Below are 23,743 nucleotides of genomic sequence, written 5' to 3'. Positions count from 1 at the left end.
GGGCCCCGGACCGGACGGGACCGCGTCGCGGCGCGCTTCGGACGGCTCGGGGGACGAGGCTGTCCACGCCCTGCGGACCGGCTCGGGGCCTGGCGCGTCGGACTGGCTGACCCTCGCGGTCGCCGCGCCCGTCCTGGGGCTGCGGCTGACCGTACTGACACCGGACGGGACCCCCTGGACGACTGGACCCGACAACGGCCGTCCGGTCGTTCTTCTCCAGCAGGAGGACCCGGGTCCCTACACCGCCGAGTGGGTGGCGACCGAACCGGCCGCCGCCGCCCGGCAGGCCCGGCGGCCCGCCGTGTCGCGGAGCGAGGAGCCCGCGGACACGGATCGGGACAGCACGGCCGCCGCCTCTTCGAGCACACGGCGCACGGTGCGGCCGGCCGTCCCCGACACCCCGTCGCGGCCTGCGGTGTTCTTCGGCAGCGACCCCCGGCCGGTACCCCGGGCCCCACAACTCAGGGATCCGCAGACGGAGAAGACGGACGCGGACACGGTGGGAGCCGTCACCGTGCCCGCCGACCGCAGTTCCCGAGTGCCCGTCGCCGATCCCGGCGACGGCAGCTCCCGAAACACAACAGGCAGCCACCACACCGGCGGTGGCAGTAGTCGTGGCAGTGGCAGCGGTGACGGATCCGAGGACAGCCTGCCGCCACGCGAAGGCGACGACGCCCCGCGGCCGATGTCCCCGTACGCACGCGCCTACGGCGCACGGCACGACGGCACACTCGGGCTCGTCCAGTACGAGCCGTTCTCCGACGACATGCTCGCAGCGGTCCACCAACAGGTGCTGGACGGCCTCGGTGTAGCGGAGGGCAGCGCGGCAGAGGAAGACGTCCGCGAGCAACTGGCCGACGTGCTCAGCCAGTCGGAGTTCACCCTCCATCTGCCGTACGTACGCAGCGCCCGTGGCCACCGCGTCACCGTCACCGTCGACGGTCAGGAACACACCGTCGACATCCGGCTGCGGCTGACAGACCCCGCCCTGTCCACCCGCGCGGGCACCTCGGGCGAGGTCCCACGGCTGAACACGCTGGAACGGCAGAGCGAGGGAGGACAGGCGTCCTCCGCCAGCGAGAGCTCCGGCACCATGCGGACCGTGCCGATCCCGTGGATCGGTATCTACAACGGCCCGCCAGGACCGCTGCGTTGGTTCGACGGATCGCTCGTGCTCAGCCTGACGCACAACCAGTCGGACGAGACCGTCACCGTCAGCGACGGCCTGTCGCTCAGGACCATGCAACGCGCCGACGACCCGGCACACGCGGTGGACTACACCGGCCGGTGGCAGATACGGGTCGACGCCGACCAGGACACGCGGCCGGACACCTGGGACCGGGAGCGGGGACAGGGGCGGCTGACCGTCTGGATCCCCGAGCACCGGGTCTTCGACCAGGACGACGCCGACGAGCCACTGCCCGCACCGGCGGAGCTGGGCGACCTCCCGCTGTTGAGCGTCGACGAGGTCCCCGATCCGGGCAGGCTGCTCCACGAACTGCGCGAGGACGACGAGTTCGCCGTCCTGAACGACCTGAGCGCGGAATCCCGGCGGAACCTGGTTGAGTTCCTGTCCGAACGTACGCTGCGCGGCTCGCTGCCGATGCTGCGTGACCGAGGTGTGTTCTCGCCGGTGCTGTTCGACAGGCGCGGCAACACACTGGGCATGCTGCGGCTGGCCGCCGTCGCGCGGCCCCAGGACCCGATCGCGCAAACACCGGACGGCCGGGCCTCCCTGCAGTCCTGGCTCACCGACAGCTCCTCCGTGGAGCGGTCGGCGCGGCTCACCAGCGGCGCGAGCCTCGACGGCAGCGGTGGCCCGATGTTCACGCCCGACCACGCGGCAGGCCATCCGGACGCGCCGAGTGCGACAGGCGGCAGTGTCCTGGGCAAGGCCGGCGCTGCCTGGCAGTCCAGCGACGCGCTGAACACCGGCAGTTCGGCGGCGCTGATGCACGCCCTCTACACGAACCGCAGCCACCTGCTGACACCGGCGGACATCGACTACCGGATCACACTCGTCCGCGCGGGCGGCGGCGAGATCAACGGATCGTACGGTCTGTGGGAGGACGGGATCCGGCTGCGGCTGCCGCAGCGGACCACCGTCATGGGGCACGTACCCACGCCGGAGGAACTGCGCCAGCTGCCCGACCACTTGGAGAATCTGGAGAGCATCGGACTCTCCGCCGTGCCCGTCGCCGTCACCGGGACGGAGTCGATGTTCGACCGGGCGGAGGTGTGGCTGCGGGAGCAGGGCTTCCTGCCGCCGCAGGAGCGCGAGTCCATTTTGGACCAGGCACGTGCGGCAAAGCAGTTGGCCAATCTGCGGAAGTTCGAACGGATCCGTTCGGGCATCGCGCAGGCCGCCGCGATGCCGGACGCCGTCGACGGCGGCAGGCGCGTATGGCTCGAACTGCCGGGCCACGTGGGCGGCAACCGTCGTGTGCAGTTGCGATTCAGCGCCGCCCGTGACCGGACGCCGCGCCCCGGCCAGGCCGGGACTCCTGTCACTGTGCACACGCGGCGGCTGCCGGACGTGGAGACCGTCACCTTCAGCGCGTCCGAGGCGCGCAACTCCCGGCAGCGCGGCAACCAGTTCGGCGGGTCGATGGGCATGGGCGGCGGCCCGCGCTGGGCGGTGGCCGACGGGGCCGGAGCGGTGGACTCGACCGTGGACTACACCTACGACGAGCAGCACAAGAGCTCGGCGGAGGCCGGATCCGCCGTCGGCACTCACCAGTTCAACGTCACCACCCAGGGAGGCAGCGAGCGTTTCACGGTCCCTGCGCGGTTCGCACTGGACCTCTACGAGGGCACCGAAGCGGAGCCCCTGGTGCGATTCGCCGCCGAGCCGACCGCCGAGCCGACCGCCGGACAGACGGCTGGACAGACCGCCGCGCCGGAGACCGTGGCAGGGGACGTCACCCTCGTCGTATCGCACCAGCGCACCCTCCAGGCCGGCTCTCGCCCCGTAGCGCCGCCCGGGCTGCACGTCATCCGTGCCCCGCGTACCGGCGGCGGGGCGGACGACGACCTCGTACGGCTCCGGCTGACCGACGAAGCGGGGCGTCCGCGACCGGGGCTGATCCGGCTGCCCGACGACTCGAACGTGGACGTGTTCCGGGGCAGCGCGGCGCTCCAGGAGGCGTTCCGGCAGTTCGTCACCGGCACCTACCCGGGCCGGCCGGCCCGGGGCGCGTTCGGACAGTGGGTCGGCGGGGCCACGAACCGGCTGCCGGACGCGGTGACAGCGCCGGGCAGCCGGGTGTGGGAGCAACTGGCCGGCCGGGCGGCCGAGGACCAGGGCGCCTTCGCCGGCGAGGTCTTGTACCAGCAGGTGCGGCCGGCCGCTCTGCTCGGCCGCGCGCACCAGATATTCAACGGCGGCTATGTCATCGAAGGGCTGACCCTGCCCGGTCTCGGAGCCGACCAGGAGATGTCCCTGGAGATCACCGGATATCTGCACCACCCCACTCACCACGGCTCGTACCACACCTACGGCGAGAGCGACGTGGGCGCCACGGACACCTCGGCGCGGCAGCGTTCGGTCACCACCTCCCACCAGTTCAGCGGCGGTGTCACCGGACTCCAGTCGGCGCCGGCCGCGTCCCCGGGTGAGAAGCCGCCACGGGCGCTGGCCAACCCCAGTACGCGCGGGACGTACAAGCGGGGCGTCGAGAAGTCGAGTGAGCGGTCCGCCGCCACCTCCGTCACACGGGTGCCGCTGGACTTCGGCGAACAGCATCTGATCGGCGTCGACGCCACCCTGCTCGTGACGCTCCGCAGGGGGGTCAGGAACGTCGCGGTGAACGTCGCGGGCATGGGCGGCCGGGACGACATCACCGTCGTCGTCGACCTGCCCGACGCCGTACGCTTCCAGCTCGCCACCAACCAACTGAGCCGCTTCGGGCACTGGTTCACGGGCGTGCGGGGCATCCCCCGGGCCGTCGCGGCGCCCAGCACACTGCCGCTGCCGGAGCATTACGTCCGGACCCGCCAACTCGGCTTCGCCGGTGTCCTGTCCGTCATCCAGCTCGACGATCCGGTGCGCCGCCGGGAGAGCCGCGACCGGATGGGCCGCGAGTTGCGCGCGCTGGTGGAACGGGAAGCACCCGGGGTCACCCGTCCTGGGCACTTCGCGTACCGGTCGGGAGTGGCCACCGGCATCGCCGACATGGCCTCGCCCGCCGAGCTGCGGGCACTGCCGGGACGGGGTGAGGTGAGTCTGTGGTTCCGGCAGGCGCGGCGGCGCGGAAGCCTCCTGGTCGGAATCACCCTCAGGGCCGAACCGGACGCCCAGACACCGGCGTTGCGCCAGGTCCGCGGCCGGCCGGCGGGTGGCGGGGCGGGTCTGGACCAGATCGGCTCCCACGCCCCGCACAGCCGGTCCGAAGCCGAGAGGGTCACCACCTCGCTGCAGTGGACGGGCAACCCGATTTCCCGGTATCAGCGTCCCGGCGGCAGGACCGGCCGTACCGACAGGACAGGACCTGTGCTGTCCGCCACCGCCACGCGCAGCCGGACCTCGCGCACCGCCGCAGCCCCCAACGACCGGTACTGGAGCAGGACCGAGAGCGCCGCCGACTTCGACGACGTCGCCTACACCTTCACCGCGACCGTACGGTCCGAGCTCGTCATGGACTGGCCGCCGGACCTGGTCGGCGGCGTGCTGGAAAACGGTCTGCTGACCCTGACCGAGCAGGACGGCGGCCCGCTCGCCGAGCGGCTGCGCCGGATACTGCGGGGCCGGCCCGCCGGTGAGGCCAGGGTTCCGGCGTCGGTCGCGCTCCGGTTCGCCGGTTCGGAAGCCGTCGAACCGCTCGTGCACGCGCCGCCCGTCCAGCCGCGTATCACCCACGCCGATCCCCGGCTGCCGGCGCCGCAGGGCCCGCTGCCGCTCGGTGGACCCCCGTTCACCGCAGGGTCCCGGCTGGTGCCCACCGGCACGACACCGGTGTTCGGCTTCAACGCCTTTCGTGAACTGGCCGAGGCGCTGGAGACGGTGGCGCCGGGGCTCGCGGGGCCCTGGGGGCTTTCGGCCGACATGACGCAGGAGGCCGCCGCCGTCCGGTTCGGGGAACTCGTCCAGGCGGGGGAGATCCCGGTCGACACGCCGCGTACAGCGGCGGGGCTGACCGGCACGATGCCCGGTGCCTGGCCCGTGGAGAGCGAGCCGGGGGCCGCTCCGCGCGTGCAGGTGACGCTGCACAATCCGCGGCCGCTCAGCGCGGCCGACGACATCGCCGTCGACCGGCTGCGGGTGCAGGCGCGGTCCTCCGGCAGTTCGTCGGCGGCCGGTTCGACCGTCGGGCTCGGTTACCAGTCCACCGAGAGCGGCAACCAGCCGAACCTGCACCTGGTCAGCTTTACCGTGCCCGTCCTCAACCGGCAGCCGGTCTCCCGTGCCAGCGGCGAGTCGGCCTCCGGCGGGGGCGGCTGGGACCGGTTCAAGACCGGTTCCGCCGCCCGCTCCGACACCGGTACCGACACGCGCAGTTACGAGACCCTGGTGGACGCGGTGGTCACGGTCTCAGGACCGGACGGGGTCCGTTACGTCACCGGCAGCGCCACCGCCCGTGTCTACGAGCGCGATTTGCTCGGCTACGGCGTCGTCGGGCCGCGTACGTCGTCGCGGGTCTACGACCTGCCGTCGATGCTGACCGCGCAGCCGGACGGCACACTGCGCGACTGGGCGACCCATCCGGTCACCGAGCTGCCCGGGGTGCTGGCCGAGGGGCTGGACGGGCAGGAGACGGCTGCCCAGCTCTGGCTCGATCTGGGGCCTGACCCGGACGCCACCGGGCTGGCCCGGGCGCTGTACGCCGGCTCGCGCACCGCCGTCGCGGCGGGCCGGCCGGTGGAGTTGGCCCTTCGCGGTACGACAGGGTTGCGGTTCTGGCCCTTCGCCGCCGACGGTTCACTCGCCGACCCCACACCGGCCACCCAGGACACCTGGGACCGGCTGCACAACGCGATCGGCACGGCGACCGACGCCACGGCCGCCGAGGCCGACCAGGCCGCCAGAGAGGCGGCGCTCCTGCCGAGGGACGCCGAGGCCAGGGCCCAACTCGCCCTAGCCGAGGGGGCATTGGTGACGGCGACTACGGCACGGGACACGGCCGTCGAAGCGCACACCGGAGCCAGAACCGCTCGCGACTCCGTCGCCGCCCGGCTCGGCGACGCGGAAAAGGCGCTCGCGGACGCCCAGGAGGAGGCCGAGGACCTGGCGGAGGCGCGCACAGCGGCCGAGGATCGTCTCGCGGATGCGGAGCAGGCGGTACTCGTGGCCCAACAAGAGCTCGCACGACCGCAGTTGGCGACCGCCGGCCCCGAGGGCCCGGCGCCGGCAGGTCCCGATCCGCGCGCTGTCCTGGCCGAGGCGCAGGCCGCGCGCAACCGCGTCCGTGAGGCGTGGGCCCTCGCGAACGGCATGGCGGAGGCGGCCCAGCGGCTGGCGGACCGCGCCGCAGGGACGGCGGAGGATCTGCGGCTGCGGCTCACCACGGCCGACGATCAGGTGCGGGAGGCCGCGAGCCGGGAACGGGTCGCGACAGCCACCCTCAACGACGCGACCACCACCCGCGACGGGCGGTACCGGGCCGCCGAGCAGATCGGGGAAGAGGTGCGCGACGCCCGCCAGGCACAGAGCGACCAGCGGCAGGCGCGGGAGGGGGCCTGGGCGGCCATGCCGGGTCTGTCCGGGACACTGAGCGCCGATCGCTGCCGCGAGGGAACCGGCGGGGCCCGGTTCCCGCTGGACTCGCTCGCCGGCTGACACTGCGGACCGCACACTTCGGCCCCGGCGGGAAACTTCCGCCGGGGCCGAGATGCTCACGCGGGCCGGGTCAGCTGCTCAGTCGCCACCGACTGTCGCCGTCCGCACCGCAATTGCCGATTATCAGCCGCTGCGCGGGCTTCTTCTCGTTCGCGCCTTTGACCTGGAGGCACAGATGATTGCTCGCGTAGTTGCGGATCAAGACGGTGTTGTCCCCGGCCGCCTCGAACCACCAGAGCTGGTTGTCGCCCATCGTCCCGGTGCAGTGCGCCTCGGAGAGCACCGTCCCGTCCGGCTGCGCGCCCCGGTTCGGCAGGTCGATGCACAGCCCGTCCTTCACGTTGGCGAACTGCACAAGATCCCGGCCGCCGGGCCCCGCGTCGGGGCGCGGGGCCGTCATCTTCCAGAGCTGGTTGTCCGCGTCGGTGCCGTCGCAGTAGTACTGGTTGATCTGCAGACCCAGCTTGCCGGCCTTGTAGTACGGGATGTCGACGCACATCCCGGTGGACGCGTTCTTCAGCAGCACCGTGCGCGTCTTGGAGGTCAGGGCCCGTACGTCCGTGACGCCCGGCTTCAGCGTCTTCTTCGGGGACGGCGACGAGGTGACGACAGGACGCGGCGCCGGAGCCTCCTCCCGTACGACGGGCAGCTCCGGCTGCCGCGTCTCCTCCCTACGCTCCGACTTCGTCGGCTTCGGCAGGGGGGCCTGTGAAGAGGGCTGGGCGAGCTTCTTGTACGAGGCGGCCTGCTCGGCCGCCAGCTCCTGCTTCTTGTCGTTCTCGTCGGCCTGGTAACTGCGCCATGCGCCGAGTCCCAGGGTGGCACCGGCGGCGAGTGCCAGTACGGCCGCGGCGCCCGCGGCTCTGGTGCCCACGCGGGAGCGCTCGCCCGGCTGCCGGGTCTGTGTCGTCAACGCGTCGACGAACCGCGCCCGTTGCCGCCGCTGTGTGTCGTCCTGGTCAGTCTCGCTCAACGCCCGTTCCCCACTTGCGGAAGGTCCAACAGATAGTCGCGGAAGGTCCGGCGGACAGGTGTGTTCCCCTCGGGTCCTTCTCCGTTTCAGTCAATCACCGGGCTACACGCGCGAGGCCGGTCCGTGGGCGCGGTGGACACGAGTTGAGCACGAGTCGAACAGCGCGTGGGCACGGCGCGCGTCCCGTCCCGAGACCGGTCGTCGGGGGAGCGGTCACCGTAGGACCGCTCATCGCAGGACCGATCCGTACAGCTCGCGCTCCCGCAGCAACTGCGCCGCTGTGGTCAGCGCCGTGGACAGCCGGCGCCGGTAGGTGCTGAAGGACAGCGCCGCCCGGCTCGCCGCGGCCTGCTGGCTGCGCGGCCCGCTCAGATACGTGATCTCCAGGACGTCGCCCAACTGCCGCCGTCCGGGCTGTGCACGCAACTGCGTCACCGTCTCCGTCAGCACCTTGCGCAGCCCTTCGGCGTCCGCGCCCGGTGCCACGAGCCGCGTGCCCAGCAGCGCGTTCTCCGCGAGCTGGCGCGGATCGAGCAGGCTCCGGTAGGCGTCCTTGACCGCGTTCACGAACTCCGGCCAGGGCATGGCGGGTTCGGCCGTGACCGTGACCGGCGCGGGGCTCGCCGACGACTCGTCGGCCAGCAGCCGGCCGCGTACGGCCGCCGCCCAGTGGTCGAAGGGCGCGTTGCGCCAGTCCTGCACGAACGGCAACACCCGCCCGGTGTCCGGGTCTTCGGCAGAGAGGGCACGCTGCTGGCCGTACAGGTCGAGCAGCGCCGCCAGCCCCGGCTGGTGCCGCGCCGTGCAGGTCCAGCTCATCGCCAGGCCGGGTGTGGTCGCCCACAGTGTGGTCAGGGCGAAGCCGGCCGTCGCGGCGCTGCCGGTGCTCCAACGCCCCAGCAGCAGCCGCTCGCTGCGGCGCAGCGGTGACCGCTCGGCCGCGTACGCCAGCGCCGCGCGCGCCACCGGGTCGTCGGGCAGCCCGGCGGCGTCCGGTTCCAGACAGAGTGCGGTGAGTGTGCCGGCGAGTCCGCCGCGGCCGTCCTCGGCGACGGTGAAGGCGGCCGGCTGCTGGTCCCACCACTGCCGGGCCAGTCCGGCCGCCGCGTCGCCGTGTTCCTTACCGATCGCGGCCAGCACGTCGTCCTGGTCCTCCGGGCGGGCGGCGCGCAGCCGGAGCCGGTCCGTACCGTGCCAGTCCACCGCGTCGCGTACGGCGCGACTGGTCCTGCCCAGGTAGGCGAGGCCCGCTCCGAACGCCCAGCGGCTGCCGGTGCGCCGTGACAACTGCCCGGCCAGGTGAGAGTGCAGCCTGCGGAACAGCCGCTCGTACGCCGACAGGTCACGCCAGCGCAGATCGACCAGCAGCGCTTCGCGTACCAGCTCGTGCGGGACCAGCCCCTCGGCGGTGCTGCGTACGAACGACTGTCCGCGCAGCCAGGTGCAGAGCCTGCGGGCCTCGGCCGACGGCACCTCCAGCGCGTGCCGCAGCAGTTCCTCGGTGGTGACCCGGGCCAGCGCCAGGACGTGCAGGGCGTCGGCCCTGGCGAGCGACACGCTCTCGCGCAGCAGCAGTTGCAGCAGCTCGCCCACCAGGTCGGGGGAGTCGCGCAACTCCCAGCCCGGGTGGGGTTCCACGGCGTCGGTGGCGCGTTCCCTGGCGTCGGCGAAGAGCGCCAGCGCCAACGGCAGTCCGTGCGCGGCCCGTACGATGTCGGGGACTGCCGCCTCCGGCACGTCCCGGTTGCACAGCAGTTTCGCGGCCTCGGCGTCGTCCATGCAGCGCAGCTCCACGCTGCGCAGCGCCTGCCACCATTGCGCGTCGGTGCGCCATTCGGCGGCGGGGGGCCGGCGGCTGCCGACCACGAGCAGCAGATGCGCGGGCATCCGGGGCAGGAACTCGTCGCGCAGCCACTGCTCCAGCGGGCCGAGTGCTTCGCCGCCGTCGATCAGCAGCAACTGCGCTTCCTCCGGCGGTCCTTGTGCCTCCAGGGCGGCCAGGAACGCTTCCGGCGCCGGGTCCGTGACCCGCATGTCGACCGTGCGGACCGTCCTGCCGTAGGTCGTCGCCGCCTCGTCAGCGAACCGGTGCAACAGGCTGCTCTTGCCGATGCCGCCCATGCCGTGCAGCCACACCACGAAGCAGCCCCGCTGGTCGCTGAGCAGCAGCTCCCGCAGCAGCCGCAGTTCGGCGACCCGGCCGGTGAACACCCTGCGCCGTCGCGCCGCCAGCGCGTGCCCGTGGGAGTCGACCGGCGGGGGCGTGGGGGATATCCGCATAGACCGTCCTCCCGACGACACATTAGTGCCTATCCTAGTAGGCCGATGCTAGACCCCTCAGTGGACACTTGGCGCACTACAGACCCGTAGTTCGGGGTTCAGGCGGCAGGTTAGGTAGTTTTCACCTAGTGCGCTGGGTCAATGGGTGGCGATGGTCGGGCATATCTCCGATCCCGTCGGCCCGGGTAAGGTGGTCCGGCTGTGTTGTGTGACGGAGAAACGCGATCGTTGGTTGTGTGACGGGGAAAGTCGGGCACCGGGTGGACAGCGAGCTACAGGTGAGTCGTCACTCCGACATGCCCATCTACCGGCAGATCGTCACTCAGGTGTCGTTCATGATCGAGACCGGCGATCTGGCGGTCGGCCAGACCCTGCCCAGCGCCCGGCTGCTGGCCGACAACCTGCAGATCAACCGCAACACCGTGGCCCGTGCCTACGCGGAGCTGGGTGACCTGGGTCTGGTCGAGAGCCGTGGACGCGGCGGGACGACCGTCGTCGGGACCGGCCTGGCGCAGGAGAGTGCGCCCGCCCGCGACCGGGCACGCATGGTGCTCGAAGCGGCGGCCAAGGAATGCGTCGCCCTCGGTCTGTCCGCCGTCGAGATCCAGTCGCTCGTGACGAGCCTCGCCATGCGTGCCGAGGACGATCTCCTCAAGGTCTCGTTCGTGGAGTGCAACGCCGACCGGGCGAGCTACTTCGCGAGTGAACTCGGCCTGCATGTCGGCCTCAAGGTGAAGCCGCTCGTGCTCGGCGATTTCACCTCGGACGAGGAACAGGCCGATCTCGTACTCACCACGTTCTTCCACCTGGCCGAGGTGCGCAGGCTGTGGCGCCGGCCGCAGACCGAGGTGGTCGCCCTCGTCGTCGCACCCCATGTGCAGACGCTGGTGCAGATCGCCTCCGCCGCCAAGAACGGCAAGGTCGGCATCTGCTACTACACCGACGGCCAGGCCGTCAGCATCCGGGACTCCCTGACCCAGTCGGGCATCGCCAACATCAAGGTGCTGGACGGTTCGGACGACGCCGCCGTCGCGGACATGGACCTCGTGGTGGTCCCCAACAACATGCCCGAGCTGAAAGCCCGCTTCGACGGGCGGGTCAAAGTGATCGAGTTCGGCAACGTACTGGACGCCGCGTCCATCCGTATGGTGACCCAGGTCGTCGGAGACATGCAGGCCGCCAAGCGGATTCCCGCCCCCGACCTCCGCGGCTGAAGCGACAGGCGCACCGCGGCGGACGTGCTGCGGCGGACGCACCACGGCGGACGCACTGCGGCCGCCGGTCGGCGACCAGCCTCCCTGTTCCAGCAGGCCTTCATTACCTTGCCGTCGAATACGCGAAAATCTATGGCGGCCGGAGTAGACATTGGGTGGCGGGGTGGCTAGTGTTTCTCTCGTAGCCGAGATCAGCAAGGCCCGGCAGAGACGAACTGGCGGGCGGAAGTACGCGTAGTACGCAGCACGGTGCGGTGGTGGAGTTCCGAAGCCAGGGTTGTCGCAGGACGGTGACGGGACTGACGACCGGACCGGGGGGCCCGCAGTGATCAGGGGCCGCCATGAGTAACACCGCAGTACATGACATCAGTAGTTGACCAAGAGGGAAGAACGGAGGAGCCAGGCGCCATCAGGATCGCCCGGGCGCACCACTTGGGCCCGGGTACCGCAGGACATCGATAGTGAGGTGGTCTCCGGTCAAGCAACCGCGATCCCCGCAGTTCTCATCCCCCACGGGATGGGCACGCGGACACAGAAGGCCGGCGCCGTAGGTGGGCCGGCAGATGGTGTAGCAGTTCCTTCGGGGCCTTGGTGCCGTTCGGCACCAAGGCCCCTCCAGCGTGTTCCACAGAGAGGTGCAAATGGCAGCAGACGATTCGCTCAGCCGTCTCGACGACGACGACTACCCCGCCTACACCATGGGCCGGGCCGCCGAGATGCTCGGCACCACCCAGGGCTTCCTGCGCGCCATCGGCGAAGCCCGGCTGATCACCCCGCTGCGCTCCGCCGGCGGACACCGCCGCTACTCCCGCTACCAGCTCCGCATCGCGGCCCGCGCACGGGAACTCGTCGACCAGGGCACCCCGATCGAGGCCGCGTGCCGCATCGTCATCCTTGAGGACCAGCTCGAAGAGGCCCAGCGCATCAACGCCGAATACCGTCGCGCCGCCCGGTCGGCGGATCCGACGGCCACGGGCTGAGGGCCCGGCGCTGTGCTTTGTCTTCCCGGCCACCATCCGGGAAGGTGCAGCTATGACACGCACGCAGAACGCACCGGTAGAACCCGCCGAATCGACCAGGACAGCGCGACCCCAGGGGTTCGACGGCGCGGCGGACAGCGGTGACGGGGATACGCTCCTCGACGAACGCGTCCGGCGCACCAGACGCCGGCTGGAACGGCTCATAGGCATAGCGGCCACCGAGGGCAACGCTCTGATCCCGCTGCGCAACGGGGACGAGATCTTCACCGCCATGCTCGACGGCATCGCCGCCGCCCGGCACACCGTGGACATGATGACGTTCGTGTACTGGAAGGGCGAGATCGCCCAGCGGTTCGCCGACGCGCTGGCGGACCGGGCGCGCGCGGGGGTGCGGGTGCGGCTCCTGCTGGACGGCTTCGGCAGCCGGCTCATCGACAAGGGCCAGTTGGCGGTGATGCGGGAGGCCGGTGTGCAGGTGACCTGGTTCCGCAAGCCCCTCTATCTGTCCCCGCTGAAGCAGAACCACCGCTGCCACCGCAAGGTCCTCGTCGTGGACGAGGAGACGGCCTTCACCGGCGGGGTCGGCATCGCGGAGGAGTGGTGCGGCGACGCCCGCAACCCCGACGAGTGGCGCGACCCCATGTGCAGGTGCGCGGACCGGCGGTGGACGGACTGGCCGCTGCGTTCGCCCAGAACTGGGCCGAGTGTCACGACGAACTCTTCGACGACCGCGACCGGTTCATCTCCCCGGCCGCCCAGGGCGATGCCGTCGTCCAGGTGGTGCGCGGGTCCGCCAGCTTCGGCTGGCAGGACATGCAGACGCTGTTCCGGGTGGTCATCGAGTCCGCGGAGGAACGGATCCGGCTGGCCACCGCCTACTTCGCGCCCGACGCCTACTTCATCGAGCTGCTGTGCGCGGCCGCGCGCCGCGGCGTCGAGATCGAGATCCTGCTGCCCGGCCCGCACACCGACAAGCGGGTCTGCCAACTGGCGGGACAGCGCTACTACGAAGTCCTCAACTCCTGCGGCGTCAAAATCTTCCAGTACCAGCCGACGATGCTCCACACCAAGGTCATCACCGTCGACAGGACGATGGCGCTCATCGGCTCGACGAACTTCAACCGCCGCTCACTCGACCACGACGAAGAGGTCATGCTCGCCGTGCTCGACCCGGCGTTCACCGCGACCCTGGACGGCCACTTCACGGAGGATCTGCAACACAGCGAACTCATCAGGCCGGGCCGCTGGAAGCGGCGCTCACCCCTCCAGCGCGCCAAGGAAACGGCCGTCGTACCGATCAGGCGCTTCCTCTAGTACGGAACGTCCTGCGCTTCCGCGAGGGTCCGGTAGGTGTTCAGCACGGCGTCGACACCGACGATGCTGAACAGCCGGTCCAGCGGCGGCCGCAGGCCGACGATGCGCAGATCGGTGCGCTGGTGCGTGCGGAGCAGCAGGTTCAGGAAGGTGGAGTCGCCGAAGGTGACGTCACTGACGTCCAATATCACCGCCGGTGCGGCGGCGCTGGCCTCCTGGAGCTGGACGTCGAGCGGTTTCAGATTGTCGGCGTCCAGGTCACCTGCCGCGGTGACGACCGGCAGTTGCGTGGGAGCGTGGTCGCTTGTCGACATAGCTTCAGTATGTCGAAGACCGGGTTGCTCCGGGGCAACGCGATGAGCTGCGTCGGGCAAAGAGCCAGAACCGTGATCTCCGTCATCGCCGCCCCCAGTTCCGTGTAGCTCCGGGGATCGGGGTAGAAGCAACCAGTCGACGGATATGGTGCGTCCTGCACACACTCGATGCCCGTACTTCGTGCGGTGCAACGGTGGAAGACCGTCAGCAGGATCCTCCAGTGGGAGATGGTGACGTGCGGAGCAGTGAGAGCTACCTGGGGGAGCCTGGAGCGGTAGCCGCTGCCCGGCACTTGGCGGCGCGCTTCCTGTCCCGGGTCGGCATGGGCGGCGCGGCGGCGGCCGAGCAGACCGTCCAGATCGTGCAGTTGGTCGTCTCGGAACTGGTCACCAACGCGGTGCGGCACACCGACGGCCCGTGCGGCGTCGACCTGGAACTGACCGGCCAGACGGTGGCGATCACGGTCTGGGACACCTCGCCGCAGCTGCCGGTGGTGACGGAGCACGATCCGACGCGGGTGGGCCGGCACGGGATGGAGATCATCACCGCTCTGTGCGGGGGCTTCCAGGTGGCCCGCAGGGAAGCCGGCAAACAGATCACCGTACGCCTGCTCCTGGCGGACGCCGCCGTCTGACGGGGCCGGGTGGGTCGGGTGGTCAGGTCAGTGACGCGCTGGCCGCGCGCAGTTCGTCCAGGGCCGTCAGGATGTGCCCGGCGAGTTCGTCATCGTCGCCGCGCTCGCCCTCGGCCCACTCGGCATAGCCCCGCTTGAACGCGAGAAGCCCCAGCTCACCCGCGAGGGCCGCCGTCGGGTCGGGTACGCCACGGGCGACCAGGGCCGTGGTCATCGCGGCCGCCAGGCTGACGCTCTTGAGGGCGTCACGCTCCTGGAGTTCGGTGCTGGCGGCGACGGCCGCCTTCAGGCGCGGGGCGAGTTCCCGGTTCATGGGACCCATCACGCCGGAGGCGCGCTCAAGACCGGCGGCGACCGCCGCCAGTGGGCCCGAGCTGTCGGGCGCCTCGGCGATCCCCTCGGCCAGCAGCCGGCTCAGCGTCTCCTGCCCGGCCACCAGCAGCTCGCGCTTGTCGGGGAAGTGCCGGAAGAAGGTGCTCTTGGTGACTCCGGCGCGCTCGGCGATCTGCGTGACCGTCGTGGCGTCGTACCCCTGCTCGGTGAACAGGTCGACGGCGGCCACGACGAGGCGTTCCCGTGCCCCTGCTTCCCACCGCGCCATACGTTCATCATACGTGATGGGACTCTTGTCCCATCACCCTGTTAGGCTGATGGGACAAGAGTCCCATCACTCGCGGGAGAGTTCCATGCGCGTCTTCGTCACCGGCGGTACCGGCCTGATCGGATCCGCCGTCGTCGCCGAACTGCTCGGCAACGGCCACACCGTCCTCGCCCTCGCCCGCTCCGACGCGTCCGCGCGTGCCGTCGAGGCGGCCGGCGCGCAGCCGCTCCGGGGAGGCCTCGCCGATCTGGACGTCCTTCGTACCGGCGCGGCGCAGAGCGAAGGGGTGATCCATCTCGCGTTCGGCAACGACTTCAGCAGCCCCGAAGCCGTCGCCGACGCGGTCGCGGAGGAAAGTGCCGCCATCGCGGCCCTCGGCGAGGAACTCGTCGGCAGCGACCGCCCCTTCGTCACCGTCTCGGGTACGCCCTGGGTGCCCGGCCGCCTCTCCACCGAGACCGACCCGCTGCCGACCGACGGGCCGGTCGGCGGTCGGGGCCGCGCGGTCACGGCCATGCTCGGGCTGGCCTCGCGCGGCGTCCGTACGACGGCGGTACGCATGCCGCGCACGGTGCACAACCGGGGCGACGGCGGGTTCGCCGGCATGCTGACCGGCATCGCACGGCAGAGCGGAGTCTCCGGTTACGCGGGCGACGGCGAGCAGCGCTGGCCGGCCGTGCACGCGCTCGACGCGGCGGTCCTCTTCCGGCTCGCCCTCGAAAAGGCGCCAGCCGGCACCTCCTGGCACGCCGTGGCCGACGAGGGCGACAAGGTGCGTGACATCGCCGCGGTCATCGGCCGCCGGCTGAACCTGCCGGTCGAGTCGGTGCCGCCGGAGACGTACGGCCCGCTCGGCCCGATCTTCGCGACCGACCAGCCTTCGTCCAGCACGCACACCCGGCAGACGCTCGGCTGGGAACCGAAGCACCCGAGCCTGCTGGCGGACCTGGAGAACATCCAGCCCTGACGTCACGCACCGCTGGGTCGCGACGCCGTCCCGCGCGGGGCAATGGCAGCCCCCGCCGGCCGCTCCCCGGCCGGGCGGCTCAGATGTCCGTCAGACTCTGCTCGGCCCAGATGGTCTTGCCGTTCTCCTCGTAACGTGTCCCCCAGTGCCGGGTGAACGACGCGATCAGGAACAGCCCGCGGCCGCCCTCGTCCTGGAGCCTCGCGTGCCGCAGATGCGGGGCGGTGTCGGCCTCGTCCGAGACCTCGACGGTCAGGGTCCGGTCGAGGATCAGCCGCAGCCGGATGGGCCCCGTCGCGTGGCTGAGCACGTTGGTGGCCAGTTCGCTGACCACCAGGTCGGTGGTGGGAGCGTGCTCCTCCAGACCCCACTCGGCCAGCTGGTGGTGGGCCGCGCGCCGTGCCTCACGTACCGAGACGGCCTCGGCCGGGAAGGTCCAGGAGGCGACGTGGTGCGGATCGAGCCGGTTGAGCCTCGCCGTCAGGAGCGCCATCCCCTCCCGCGAGGCGCCGCGCAGCAGCTTGTACGTCGCCGAGTCGCAGACCTCCTCGGGGGTCGCCGAGGGGTCCGCCAGTACGTCGCGCAGCCGGCTGAGGCGTTTGTCCGCCTCCGCCGGATACCGGCCGGCGACGCTGTCGGAGTACAGACACAACAGGCTCCCGACCGCGACGTCGACCGTCCGCATGTCGTACGGGGTGCCCTGCCCGAGCGGCGCCCCGCGCGGGACCTCCAGCCGGCTGACGGTGCCCTCGGGATCGGCGAGCAGCGGGCCGTCGTGCGCCGCCGACGCCAGGGCGCACCGCCGGCTGACGGGGTCGTACGTCAGGTAGAGACACGAGGCGGTGAACGGCGGTCGGCCGCGGTGCCTGCTGCCGGGATCCGCCTCCTGCTCGCGGCCGAGGCTCTGGGAGACGTCGTCGAGGTGTGCCATGAGTTCGTCGGGCGGCAGGTCCATCGAAGCGAGCGTCGAGGCCGCGGTCCGCAGCCTGCCCATCGTCGCCGATGCCCACAGGTCCTCGCCCGGCACATACCCGAGGACCAGCCCCACCCGGCAGCTGGACAGCGGGAGGACGTCGAACCAGTGGGCCCCGTACTCACCCGGCAGGTAGCACTGGGCGGAGCGCACCGCCGCCACCCGCGGTGGGGTCCGGGGCAGCAGACTGCGCTGCAGCGCCGTCGCGACGGTGTGCTCACGGGTGAAGCGGCGCGCGTTGTCGACACACAGCGCCGTGACGCCCGCGATCTGCGTCGCGAGTGACAGGTCCGCCTCGTCGAAGGGCTCGGGACGGGCGCCGTCCCGGTAGAAGGTCGCCATCCCCAGCACCAGCCCGTGGACGGTCAGCGGCGCCGCGATGAACGAGTGCACACCGGTCCTGGCGATGAACTCGGCGCGCGGCTGGTCCTGCGCGAGCCACTGACCGTACGGCGCGACCGAAGCGACCAGGCGGGGCCGCAGATCGCTCAGCGCCTGGGTGTACGGCGTGGGGAACGCGTAGTCGCTGGCGCTGCCCACCGGATAAGCGCCGTACGCACCGTCGTGCGACTGGAACGCGGCGCGCCGCATGGGCAGCCGGCCGCTCACCGGTCCGATCGGCGCGTCACCGGACAGGACGGACTCCACCACGTCGACGGCGACGCTGTCGGCGAAGCCGGGGACGGCCGTGTCGGCGAGTTCCTGGGCGGTGCGCAGCGCGTCCAGATGGCTGCCGATGTGAGCGCGCGCCGTGCTCAGGAGCTCCAGGCCCGCTCGCTCGCGCAGTTGCTCGGTGACGTCGTGAACCATCGAGGCGGCGCCGGTCGTCCGGTCGCCGTCCCGCAGGGGGTAGCCGGTGACGACGTACTCGCGCCGCTGCCCCGCGTCGGACCTCGGGTGCGCCGTCATCCGACGGTCCTCGACCGTGGACCCGGTCCGCAGCACTTCTTCGATCACGGGGGAGACCGGGAATCCCCGGTCCAGGTCTCTGACGTCGGCGCCGATCACGGCAGCCGCGGTCCTGTCGCGCATGCGCAGGACGGCGGGATTCGCCCGGAGGACCCGGAAGTTCGTGTCGTAGACCTCAAGACCGGCCCTGGCCTGGTCGAACAGAGCCTCGACGCTGCCCGCCCCGGCTGCGCCGGGATCGCCCGCCGGGCCGCCGTTCATCGGTCCGACCGCCGCTGCTGTTGGCGTGGCATGGTCGACCCCGCTACCAGGGGATGGTGCCGTTGGCGTCGAAGAACCCGGCGGTGGGCCCCTCGGCCCTGAGCATGTTGACCGCGGCCTTCGACGACGGACAGGCGATGTCGGAGCAGAAGTGCGTATTGGTCTCGAACACGTCCCGCACCGCTCCGGTGATCAGTGTCGTGGCCATGACCTGTCTCCCTTGGCGAGGCGTACCCGCACGCACAACCCATTCAAAGCGACAAACCGCAAGTCGGCATCTTCGAGTTGCACAGGCTGCCCGCCGGGTCGGGGTGATGCCCGGAGTCGGTTGCCCGGACATCCGGACATCACCCCGGCGCGTTCAGCCGGTGATCTTGAAGGTGTTCGGGGAGTCGTTCCGCTGGGCCATCTGGCCCGGGAGCAGGTTCTGCACCGTGTTGGCGGTGAACTTGCCCGTGCCGGTCACGCCCGCCGCTATCAGGATTCCCTGGGTTGCCGGGTGGTCGATCGTGTTGTTCGTCAGTGTGACGTTCGCGCGGGTCTTGTCGACCATGAGGCCCGTGCTGAGGGAGCCGCGGATGATGTTGTTGCTCATGGTGACGTTCGTGTAGGCGGTCGGGAACAGCGAGGTGGGACCGGGGGAGCCGATGTGTACGCCCTGGCGGGGGCCGTTCCAGCCGCCGCCGCCGGTCAGGACGTTTCCGGTGATCGTCGCTGACTCCAGGGGGTGTCCCGAGTCGCCGAACACACTGACTTCCAGGGCGTTGTTCGACGACACACTGTTCACCAGGTTGTCCCGCACCTCGACGTTCTTCCCGCCCGCGACCCGGATGCCGTTGGCCCACCAGGGCGCTACCGCCGTGTTGTTGAGGATCTTCGCGCCGGTGATCTGGCCGTTCTTGCCGTCGGCGCCGGCGTCCGAGTACGTCGCGAAGGAGTCGTCACCGGTGTTGCGGGCGAAGTTGTTCTTGACCGTGATGTTGGTGCCGAGCTTGTCAGGGCTCGGGGTGTTGCCGTTGTTGATGTTGAACCCGTCGCCGTAGCTGTCCGCGGTCCGGCTGTTCTGGACCACGCCGTTGCTGCCCGACAGCCAGTTGGCGTCGACATGGCGCGTCCAGATGTGGTCGATCTGCCAGCCGCCCGCGCCGCTCGCGTTGACGCCGTAGTCCGAACCGCCACTGCCGCCGATGTCCCGCCAGACGGCGTTGGCGTCGATCTGAAGGTCCGTCAGTGTGGTGCCCGAACCCACCGTGATCTGCGAGCGCCACGCGTTGGCCGGCAGCGGGACCTTGCGGTAGATGGTGGTGTACCACATGCCGGCGCCCTGTACCTTCACGCCGGTGAAGTCCAGCGGCTTCGACACGAGGCTGTTCGTCAGGTACTTGCCCTGCGGGATCCACACCGACTTCTTCTGGGTGCGGGCCGCGTTGACCGTGTTCTGGATGGCGACCGTCGAATCCTTGCCGAAGTTCGGATCCGCGCCGTTGCTGACCACCGATATCGAGTTGGCCGGCTGGGCCAGGGCCGGTCCCACGTTCTCCAGGTCGACGGAGTCGACGTCGTAGACCGCGGCCGTGTTGGCCGCGTCCTTCTGGAGCTTGATGCTGCTGCCCGCGGCGATCGGGGCGCCGGTGACCCGGACGGGGAACTCGTTGTAGAAGCGGTACGGCACCCCGCCCGCGTGCGGGTCGTCCGGGTTCGTGGTCGCGCCGCGGTAGTTCCACGCCTGGCGGGAGCTGAGCGCGATCGCCTGGCGGAACGTACCGTTCACGTACAGGTTCAGCGTCGCGTCGATACCGCCGCCCGCCGGGGCGTCGGGGATCGAGGCGCGGACCACCAGGGTGTTGGCGGCCTTGCCCGTGTTGTTCGGCATGGTCACCGAATCGCGTTGGCCTTCAGCTCCGTCAGTGCGTAACCCGAGGCCTCGGTCTCCAGCGATGCGGCCGTCGGCTTCGGTGCCCCGGGGCTGATGGAACGGACACGGGCGCCGCCGCCGAGGGTGCCGGATTCCGCTTCGACCGTGACGAAAGGTGTGGTGGCGCCTGCGGCTGCCGCGACGGACGCGGTGCGGGCCGTGGCGGTGATGTCCGTGGCGGTGATGTCCGTGGGCGCCGCGCCGCCGGGCTGTGCGACCAGGACGCCCGCGGTGAGCAGTGCGGCACCGCACAAGCCGGACAAGATTCTTCGGTACATGTGTCACCCCTTGATGGGTTCAGTGACGTGTGGGGGGTAGTGACGGATCGTCACGGTAAACGCTTTCTATTCTCAACGGCCAGCATCTAGGCGCCAATATGGGAAGTCAAGACTGGTGCATCTCGTTCCTTCTGGTTCGCTCGGTGGAATCGGGAAAGCGCTTGTTTCCGTACGGCGCTAGCATCGCGGGGTGAGCGCGACACACGAAGTGGCCGTACTGGCCTTCGACGGGATGGCGCCCTTCGAGCTGGGCGTGGTGGTCGAGGTGTTCGGCCTGGCGCGGCCGGAGCTCGGCGAACAGCCCTGGTACGACCTGCGGGTGTGCGCGCAGGAGCCCGGCCGGGACCTGCGGGTCGTCGGCGGAGTCACCCTGCGCGCCGAGTACGGCCTCGCGGAGCTGGCGGCGGCGGACACGGTGATCGTGCCGGGCGTCGCCGAGGTGGGCGGGGAGGTCTCCCCCGAGCTGGTCGCCGCGCTGCGCCTGGCGCACTCGCGCGGTGCGCGCCTGGTGTCGATCTGCTCGGGCGCGTTCGCCGTCGCCGCGACCGGCCTGCTGGACGGCCGCCGCGCCACCACGCACTGGCGGTACGCGCGCACCCTCGCCGAACGCCATCCGGAGATCGACGTGGATCCCGACGTGCTGTACGTCGACAACGGCGACATCCTGTCCAGCGCGGGCAGCGCCGCCGGCATCGACCTCTGCCTCTATCTCGTACGGTCCGACCACGGCGCCGCGGTCGCCAACACCGTGGCCCGGCGCTTCGTGGTCCCGCCCCATCGCGAGGGCGGCCAGGCGCAGTTCATCGAGGCGGCCGTCCGCCCCGTCAGCCCGGACAGCGACGGGGTCGCGTACAGCATGGCCTGGGCGCTGGAGCGTCTGCACACCCCGCTGAGCGTGCCGATGCTGGCCCGGGCGGCGAGCATGTCGGAACGCTCCTACCTGCGGCACTTCACCCGCCGCACCGGAACCAGCCCGATGCGCTGGGTCGTCGCCCAGCGCGTAGCGGCGAGCCTGCCGCTGCTGGAGTCGGGCGAGGGCTCGGTCGGCGAGGTCTCCGCAGCCGTCGGCTTCGACAGCGCGGCCACCTACCGCCACCACTTCGGCAGGGAGATGCGGACGACACCGACGGCGTACCGCAAAGCGTTCGTGCGGACCGCCGGGTAGTTTCCGGTCGCCGGGCGCAACGTCGTCCGACGTCTGCGTACGCGGTAAGTCCGCAGGTCAGAGTTGGTCCGCGCTCTCGCGGCTGCGCTGATTGGCGCGGTCGATCTCGGCCATGTGTTCCTCGGCCCAGGCGCGTACGGCGGCCAGCGGGCCTTCCAGTGACAGGCCGAGCGGGGTGAGGCGGTAGTAGACGCGCGGCGGCACCGACGCCTCGACGCGGCGCTCGACCAGGCCGTCCCTGGCCAGCCCCTGGAGCGTGACCGACAGCATCTTCTGCGAGACGCCGGTCATCCTGCGCTGCAGTTCGGCGAAGCGCACCTCGTCGGGGGATGCCTCCGCGAGCACCTTCACGGCCATCGACATCCACTTCGTGCCGATCCTGTCGAGCAGCCGACGGGTCTTGCACCCCGGGTCGAACAGGTCGCCGCGCCCGTCGGCGGAGCGCGGTGCCGACGGGGTCGAGCGCGGTGTCGATGGGGTCGAGGAGGTCGAACGAGTCGAACGAGTCGAAGAGGAGGTCACCCGAAGCTCACCACCTGAGTCAGAAGTGCCGTCTTGGCATCCCCAGTCTAGTTACCTATCGTTTTGTTGTCACCATTGGTAACTGCTGAGGAGGCGGTCCCGTATGTCTGTCGCACTGCGCCGGGTCACGGCCAACGGAATCGATCTCAACGTGGCCGTCACGGGCGAGGGCCCGGCCGTCCTGCTGCTGCACGGCTTCCCGCACACCTGGGAGCTGTGGACCGACGTCATGGCCGGGCTCGCCGACCGCTACCGGCTGATCGCACCGGACCTGCGCGGGGCCGGTGCGAGCGCGCGGGCGGTGGACGGGTACGACGCCGGTACGCTCGCGGCCGACGCCGAAGCGCTCCTCGGCGCGCTCGGCGAGACCTCAGCGGCGGTGGTCGGCATCGACGCGGGCGCCCCGCCCGCCTTCCTCCTCGCCATGCGCCGACCGGACCTCGTCCGTCAACTGGTGCTGATGGAGTCGCTGTTGGGCACGCTGCCCGGGGCCGATTCGTTCCTCGCGCACGGCGCGCCGTGGTGGTTCGGGTTCCACGCGGCACCCGGCCTCGCCGAATCCGTACTCGTCGGCCACGAGGCCGAGTACATCGACTGGTTCCTCGACGCGGGCACCCTCGGTGCGGGCGTGCGGCCCGCCGTCCGCGACGCGTTCGTCCGCGCGTACACCGGAAGCGAGGCGCTGCGCTGCGCCTTCTCGTACTATCGGGCGCTGCCGGCCAGCGCCCGGCAGATCGAACAAGCCGCTGAGGCGGGCCGGTTGACCGTACCGACGATGGCGATCGGCGCCCAGCCGGTCGGTCCGGTGCTGGAAGGGCAACTTCGTCCGCTCGCCGACGATCTCGTCGGGCACGTCATCGAGGACTGCGGTCACATCGTCCCGCAGCACCGGCCTGACGAACTGCTCGCTCTCCTGGACCCGTTCCTGGACGCGTATCGAGCCGAGGGCAACGCTCAGCGGCGCCAGGGGCGTTCATCAGCTGACGACGACGGCAGCCGGGTCGGGAGATAGACGTCCGGCGCATGCTGCGACAACTCGGCGTGCAGCTCGGCGAACGTACCTTCCGTCCAGGCGGGCAGGACGAAGCTCAGCGGCAACCAGGCCCGGTCGGCTGCCGGTTGGGTACGGGCGGGGCCCGGCCCCTCGCGGAAGACGTTCGGCACACTGCCGTGTTCGGGCAGCCCCATGACGACGGTCAGCCCGAAGGACGACGGATGCTGGACGGTCACCCAGCTCAGCTCCTCCCACCTCCGGGACCAGACGACGCTCCCGGAGGTGAAGTGCAGCCCCTGCGGATCCACCTGGACGGAGGTGGCGTTGTCCCGGCGGTTCCTCCTGGCCACGATCGCCACGACGACGGCGGCGATGAGGAGCATGGGCAGCAGGGTCAGGACCGTCATGACGTTGCCCATGAAGTACAGGCAGACGCAGACGACGACGAAGCCGAGTATGACGAGACGGCCGGTGGGGAGCTTGGTTCCGGTGGCCCGGTACGCGGAGTCCGCAGGAGTGATGGCACCTGCGCCTGCATACCCGCCTGTACCGGTACGCGCTGCCGCCCCCGCGCCCGTACCGGTCCCGGCGCGGGCTCTGGATCGTCCGGTCAGGGTGGCGGCGGAGGCGGAAGGCCGGACCGGACGCGGCGACTGCGCCGGCCGCCGCGCCG

At 71.0% G+C, this 23,743-nt stretch carries 16 protein-coding genes and 2 pseudogenes; 8 read left to right on the top strand and 10 right to left on the bottom strand.

All coding sequences use genetic code 11. From position 1 onward, the window contains the following. Positions 1–6,775 (top strand): annotated as a pseudogene (locus tag HY68_RS39425) (hypothetical protein); the annotation flags it as partial. A gap of 70 nt (positions 6,776–6,845) precedes the next feature. Here the strand turns inward: HY68_RS39425 and HY68_RS39420 are convergent. Then, positions 6,846–7,748, bottom strand: a complete 903-nt coding sequence (locus HY68_RS39420) for an RICIN domain-containing protein (RefSeq protein ID WP_052456968.1) — start codon at positions 7,746–7,748, stop codon at positions 6,846–6,848. A 228-nt stretch (positions 7,749–7,976) separates the two neighbouring features. Next, entirely contained in the window at positions 7,977–10,028 is a 2,052-nt protein-coding gene (locus HY68_RS00380) for a hypothetical protein (RefSeq protein ID WP_041983239.1), read from the bottom strand. Positions 10,029–10,306: 278 nt separating this feature from the next. Here HY68_RS00380 and HY68_RS00375 point away from each other — a divergent pair, with 278 nt between their 5' ends. The 3 genes and pseudogenes from HY68_RS00375 (at position 10,307) to HY68_RS00365 (ending at position 13,536) form a co-directional block, all read left to right on the top strand. Further along, complete coding sequence (locus HY68_RS00375; RefSeq protein WP_198533177.1) at positions 10,307–11,242, top strand: GntR family transcriptional regulator; 936 nt, start codon at positions 10,307–10,309, stop codon at positions 11,240–11,242. 641 nt (positions 11,243–11,883) lie between these two features. Then, positions 11,884–12,222: a MerR family transcriptional regulator gene (locus HY68_RS00370; RefSeq protein WP_041983234.1), complete on the top strand. Its 339-nt coding sequence runs from the start codon at positions 11,884–11,886 to the stop codon at positions 12,220–12,222. A gap of 52 nt (positions 12,223–12,274) precedes the next feature. Next, a pseudogene (locus tag HY68_RS00365) lies at positions 12,275–13,536 on the top strand (phospholipase D-like domain-containing protein). Here the strand turns inward: HY68_RS00365 and HY68_RS00360 are convergent. Next, positions 13,533–13,850, bottom strand: a complete 318-nt coding sequence (locus HY68_RS00360) for an STAS domain-containing protein (protein ID WP_041983233.1) — start codon at positions 13,848–13,850, stop codon at positions 13,533–13,535. The pseudogene HY68_RS00365 and the gene HY68_RS00360 sit on opposite strands and share 4 nt — an antisense overlap. Positions 13,851–14,086: 236 nt before the next feature. On the opposite strand from HY68_RS00360, the gene HY68_RS00355 reads away from it, so the two are divergent. Further along, entirely contained in the window at positions 14,087–14,485 is a 399-nt protein-coding gene (locus HY68_RS00355) for an ATP-binding protein (protein WP_063779599.1), read from the top strand. A gap of 22 nt (positions 14,486–14,507) precedes the next feature. Here the strand turns inward: HY68_RS00355 and HY68_RS00350 are convergent, their stop codons facing one another. Then, positions 14,508–15,086, bottom strand: coding sequence for a TetR/AcrR family transcriptional regulator (locus HY68_RS00350; RefSeq protein ID WP_041983229.1), 579 nt, complete (start codon positions 15,084–15,086; stop codon positions 14,508–14,510). A gap of 85 nt (positions 15,087–15,171) precedes the next feature. On the opposite strand from HY68_RS00350, the gene HY68_RS00345 reads away from it, so the two are divergent. Then, positions 15,172–16,053, top strand: coding sequence for an SDR family oxidoreductase (locus tag HY68_RS00345; protein WP_041983225.1), 882 nt, complete (start codon positions 15,172–15,174; stop codon positions 16,051–16,053). A 79-nt stretch (positions 16,054–16,132) separates the two neighbouring features. On the opposite strand, the gene HY68_RS00340 is transcribed toward HY68_RS00345, so the two are convergent. From HY68_RS00340 to HY68_RS44625, 4 genes are all read right to left on the bottom strand, one after another. Beyond that, positions 16,133–18,196 carry a SpoIIE family protein phosphatase gene (locus HY68_RS00340; protein WP_041983223.1) on the bottom strand — a complete coding sequence of 688 codons (2,064 nt, stop codon included), beginning with the start codon at positions 18,194–18,196 and terminating at the stop codon, positions 16,133–16,135. A gap of 43 nt (positions 18,197–18,239) precedes the next feature. Then, entirely contained in the window at positions 18,240–18,404 is a 165-nt protein-coding gene (locus HY68_RS42485; RefSeq protein WP_157874245.1) for a hypothetical protein, read from the bottom strand. Positions 18,405–18,557: 153 nt separating this feature from the next. Next, complete coding sequence (locus HY68_RS00335) at positions 18,558–20,069, bottom strand: right-handed parallel beta-helix repeat-containing protein (protein ID WP_241778439.1); 1,512 nt, start codon at positions 20,067–20,069, stop codon at positions 18,558–18,560. A gap of 2 nt (positions 20,070–20,071) precedes the next feature. Continuing rightward, a complete protein-coding gene (locus HY68_RS44625; protein ID WP_241778438.1) occupies positions 20,072–20,389 on the bottom strand; it encodes a hypothetical protein in 318 nt (105 codons plus the stop codon). A 190-nt stretch (positions 20,390–20,579) separates the two neighbouring features. Here HY68_RS44625 and HY68_RS00330 point away from each other — a divergent pair, with 190 nt between their 5' ends. After that, positions 20,580–21,554 (top strand): helix-turn-helix domain-containing protein, encoded by a 975-nt coding sequence (locus tag HY68_RS00330; RefSeq protein WP_241778437.1) that lies wholly within the window; start codon positions 20,580–20,582, stop codon positions 21,552–21,554. Between the two features lie 57 nt (positions 21,555–21,611). Here HY68_RS00330 and HY68_RS00325 read toward each other — a convergent pair whose 3' ends face one another. Further along, complete coding sequence (locus HY68_RS00325; protein WP_041994893.1) at positions 21,612–21,974, bottom strand: helix-turn-helix domain-containing protein; 363 nt, start codon at positions 21,972–21,974, stop codon at positions 21,612–21,614. Positions 21,975–22,179: 205 nt separating this feature from the next. Between HY68_RS00325 and HY68_RS00320 the strand changes: the two genes are divergently transcribed. Then, entirely contained in the window at positions 22,180–23,088 is a 909-nt protein-coding gene (locus HY68_RS00320; protein WP_041983220.1) for an alpha/beta fold hydrolase, read from the top strand. Here the strand turns inward: HY68_RS00320 and HY68_RS44530 are convergent. Continuing rightward, the coding region (locus HY68_RS44530; RefSeq protein ID WP_041983219.1) for a hypothetical protein at positions 23,031–23,743 on the bottom strand (713 nt) is incomplete at its 5' end. The genes HY68_RS00320 and HY68_RS44530 overlap by 58 nt on opposite strands.

This window comes from Streptomyces sp. AcH 505, from assembly GCF_000818175.1.
In the GTDB taxonomy this organism is placed as follows: domain Bacteria; phylum Actinomycetota; class Actinomycetes; order Streptomycetales; family Streptomycetaceae; genus Streptomyces.
This window is presented reverse-complemented; position numbering and strand designations above follow the sequence as displayed.

Coding starts and splice junctions, on each gene's coding strand:
- HY68_RS00370 (WP_041983234.1), top strand. CDS start 11,884: ATGGCAGCAGACGATTCGCTCAGCCGTCTCGACGACGACGACTACCCC.
- HY68_RS00335 (WP_241778439.1), bottom strand. CDS start 20,069: ATGCCGAACAACACGGGCAAGGCCGCCAACACCCTGGTGGTCCGCGCC.
- HY68_RS00340 (WP_041983223.1), bottom strand. CDS start 18,196: ATGAACGGCGGCCCGGCGGGCGATCCCGGCGCAGCCGGGGCGGGCAGC.
- HY68_RS42485 (WP_157874245.1), bottom strand. CDS start 18,404: ATGGCCACGACACTGATCACCGGAGCGGTGCGGGACGTGTTCGAGACC.
- HY68_RS00360 (WP_041983233.1), bottom strand. CDS start 13,850: ATGTCGACAAGCGACCACGCTCCCACGCAACTGCCGGTCGTCACCGCG.
- HY68_RS44625 (WP_241778438.1), bottom strand. CDS start 20,389: ATGTACCGAAGAATCTTGTCCGGCTTGTGCGGTGCCGCACTGCTCACC.
- HY68_RS00350 (WP_041983229.1), bottom strand. CDS start 15,086: ATGGCGCGGTGGGAAGCAGGGGCACGGGAACGCCTCGTCGTGGCCGCC.
- HY68_RS00345 (WP_041983225.1), top strand. CDS start 15,172: ATGCGCGTCTTCGTCACCGGCGGTACCGGCCTGATCGGATCCGCCGTC.
- HY68_RS00380 (WP_041983239.1), bottom strand. CDS start 10,028: ATGCGGATATCCCCCACGCCCCCGCCGGTCGACTCCCACGGGCACGCG.
- HY68_RS00320 (WP_041983220.1), top strand. CDS start 22,180: ATGTCTGTCGCACTGCGCCGGGTCACGGCCAACGGAATCGATCTCAAC.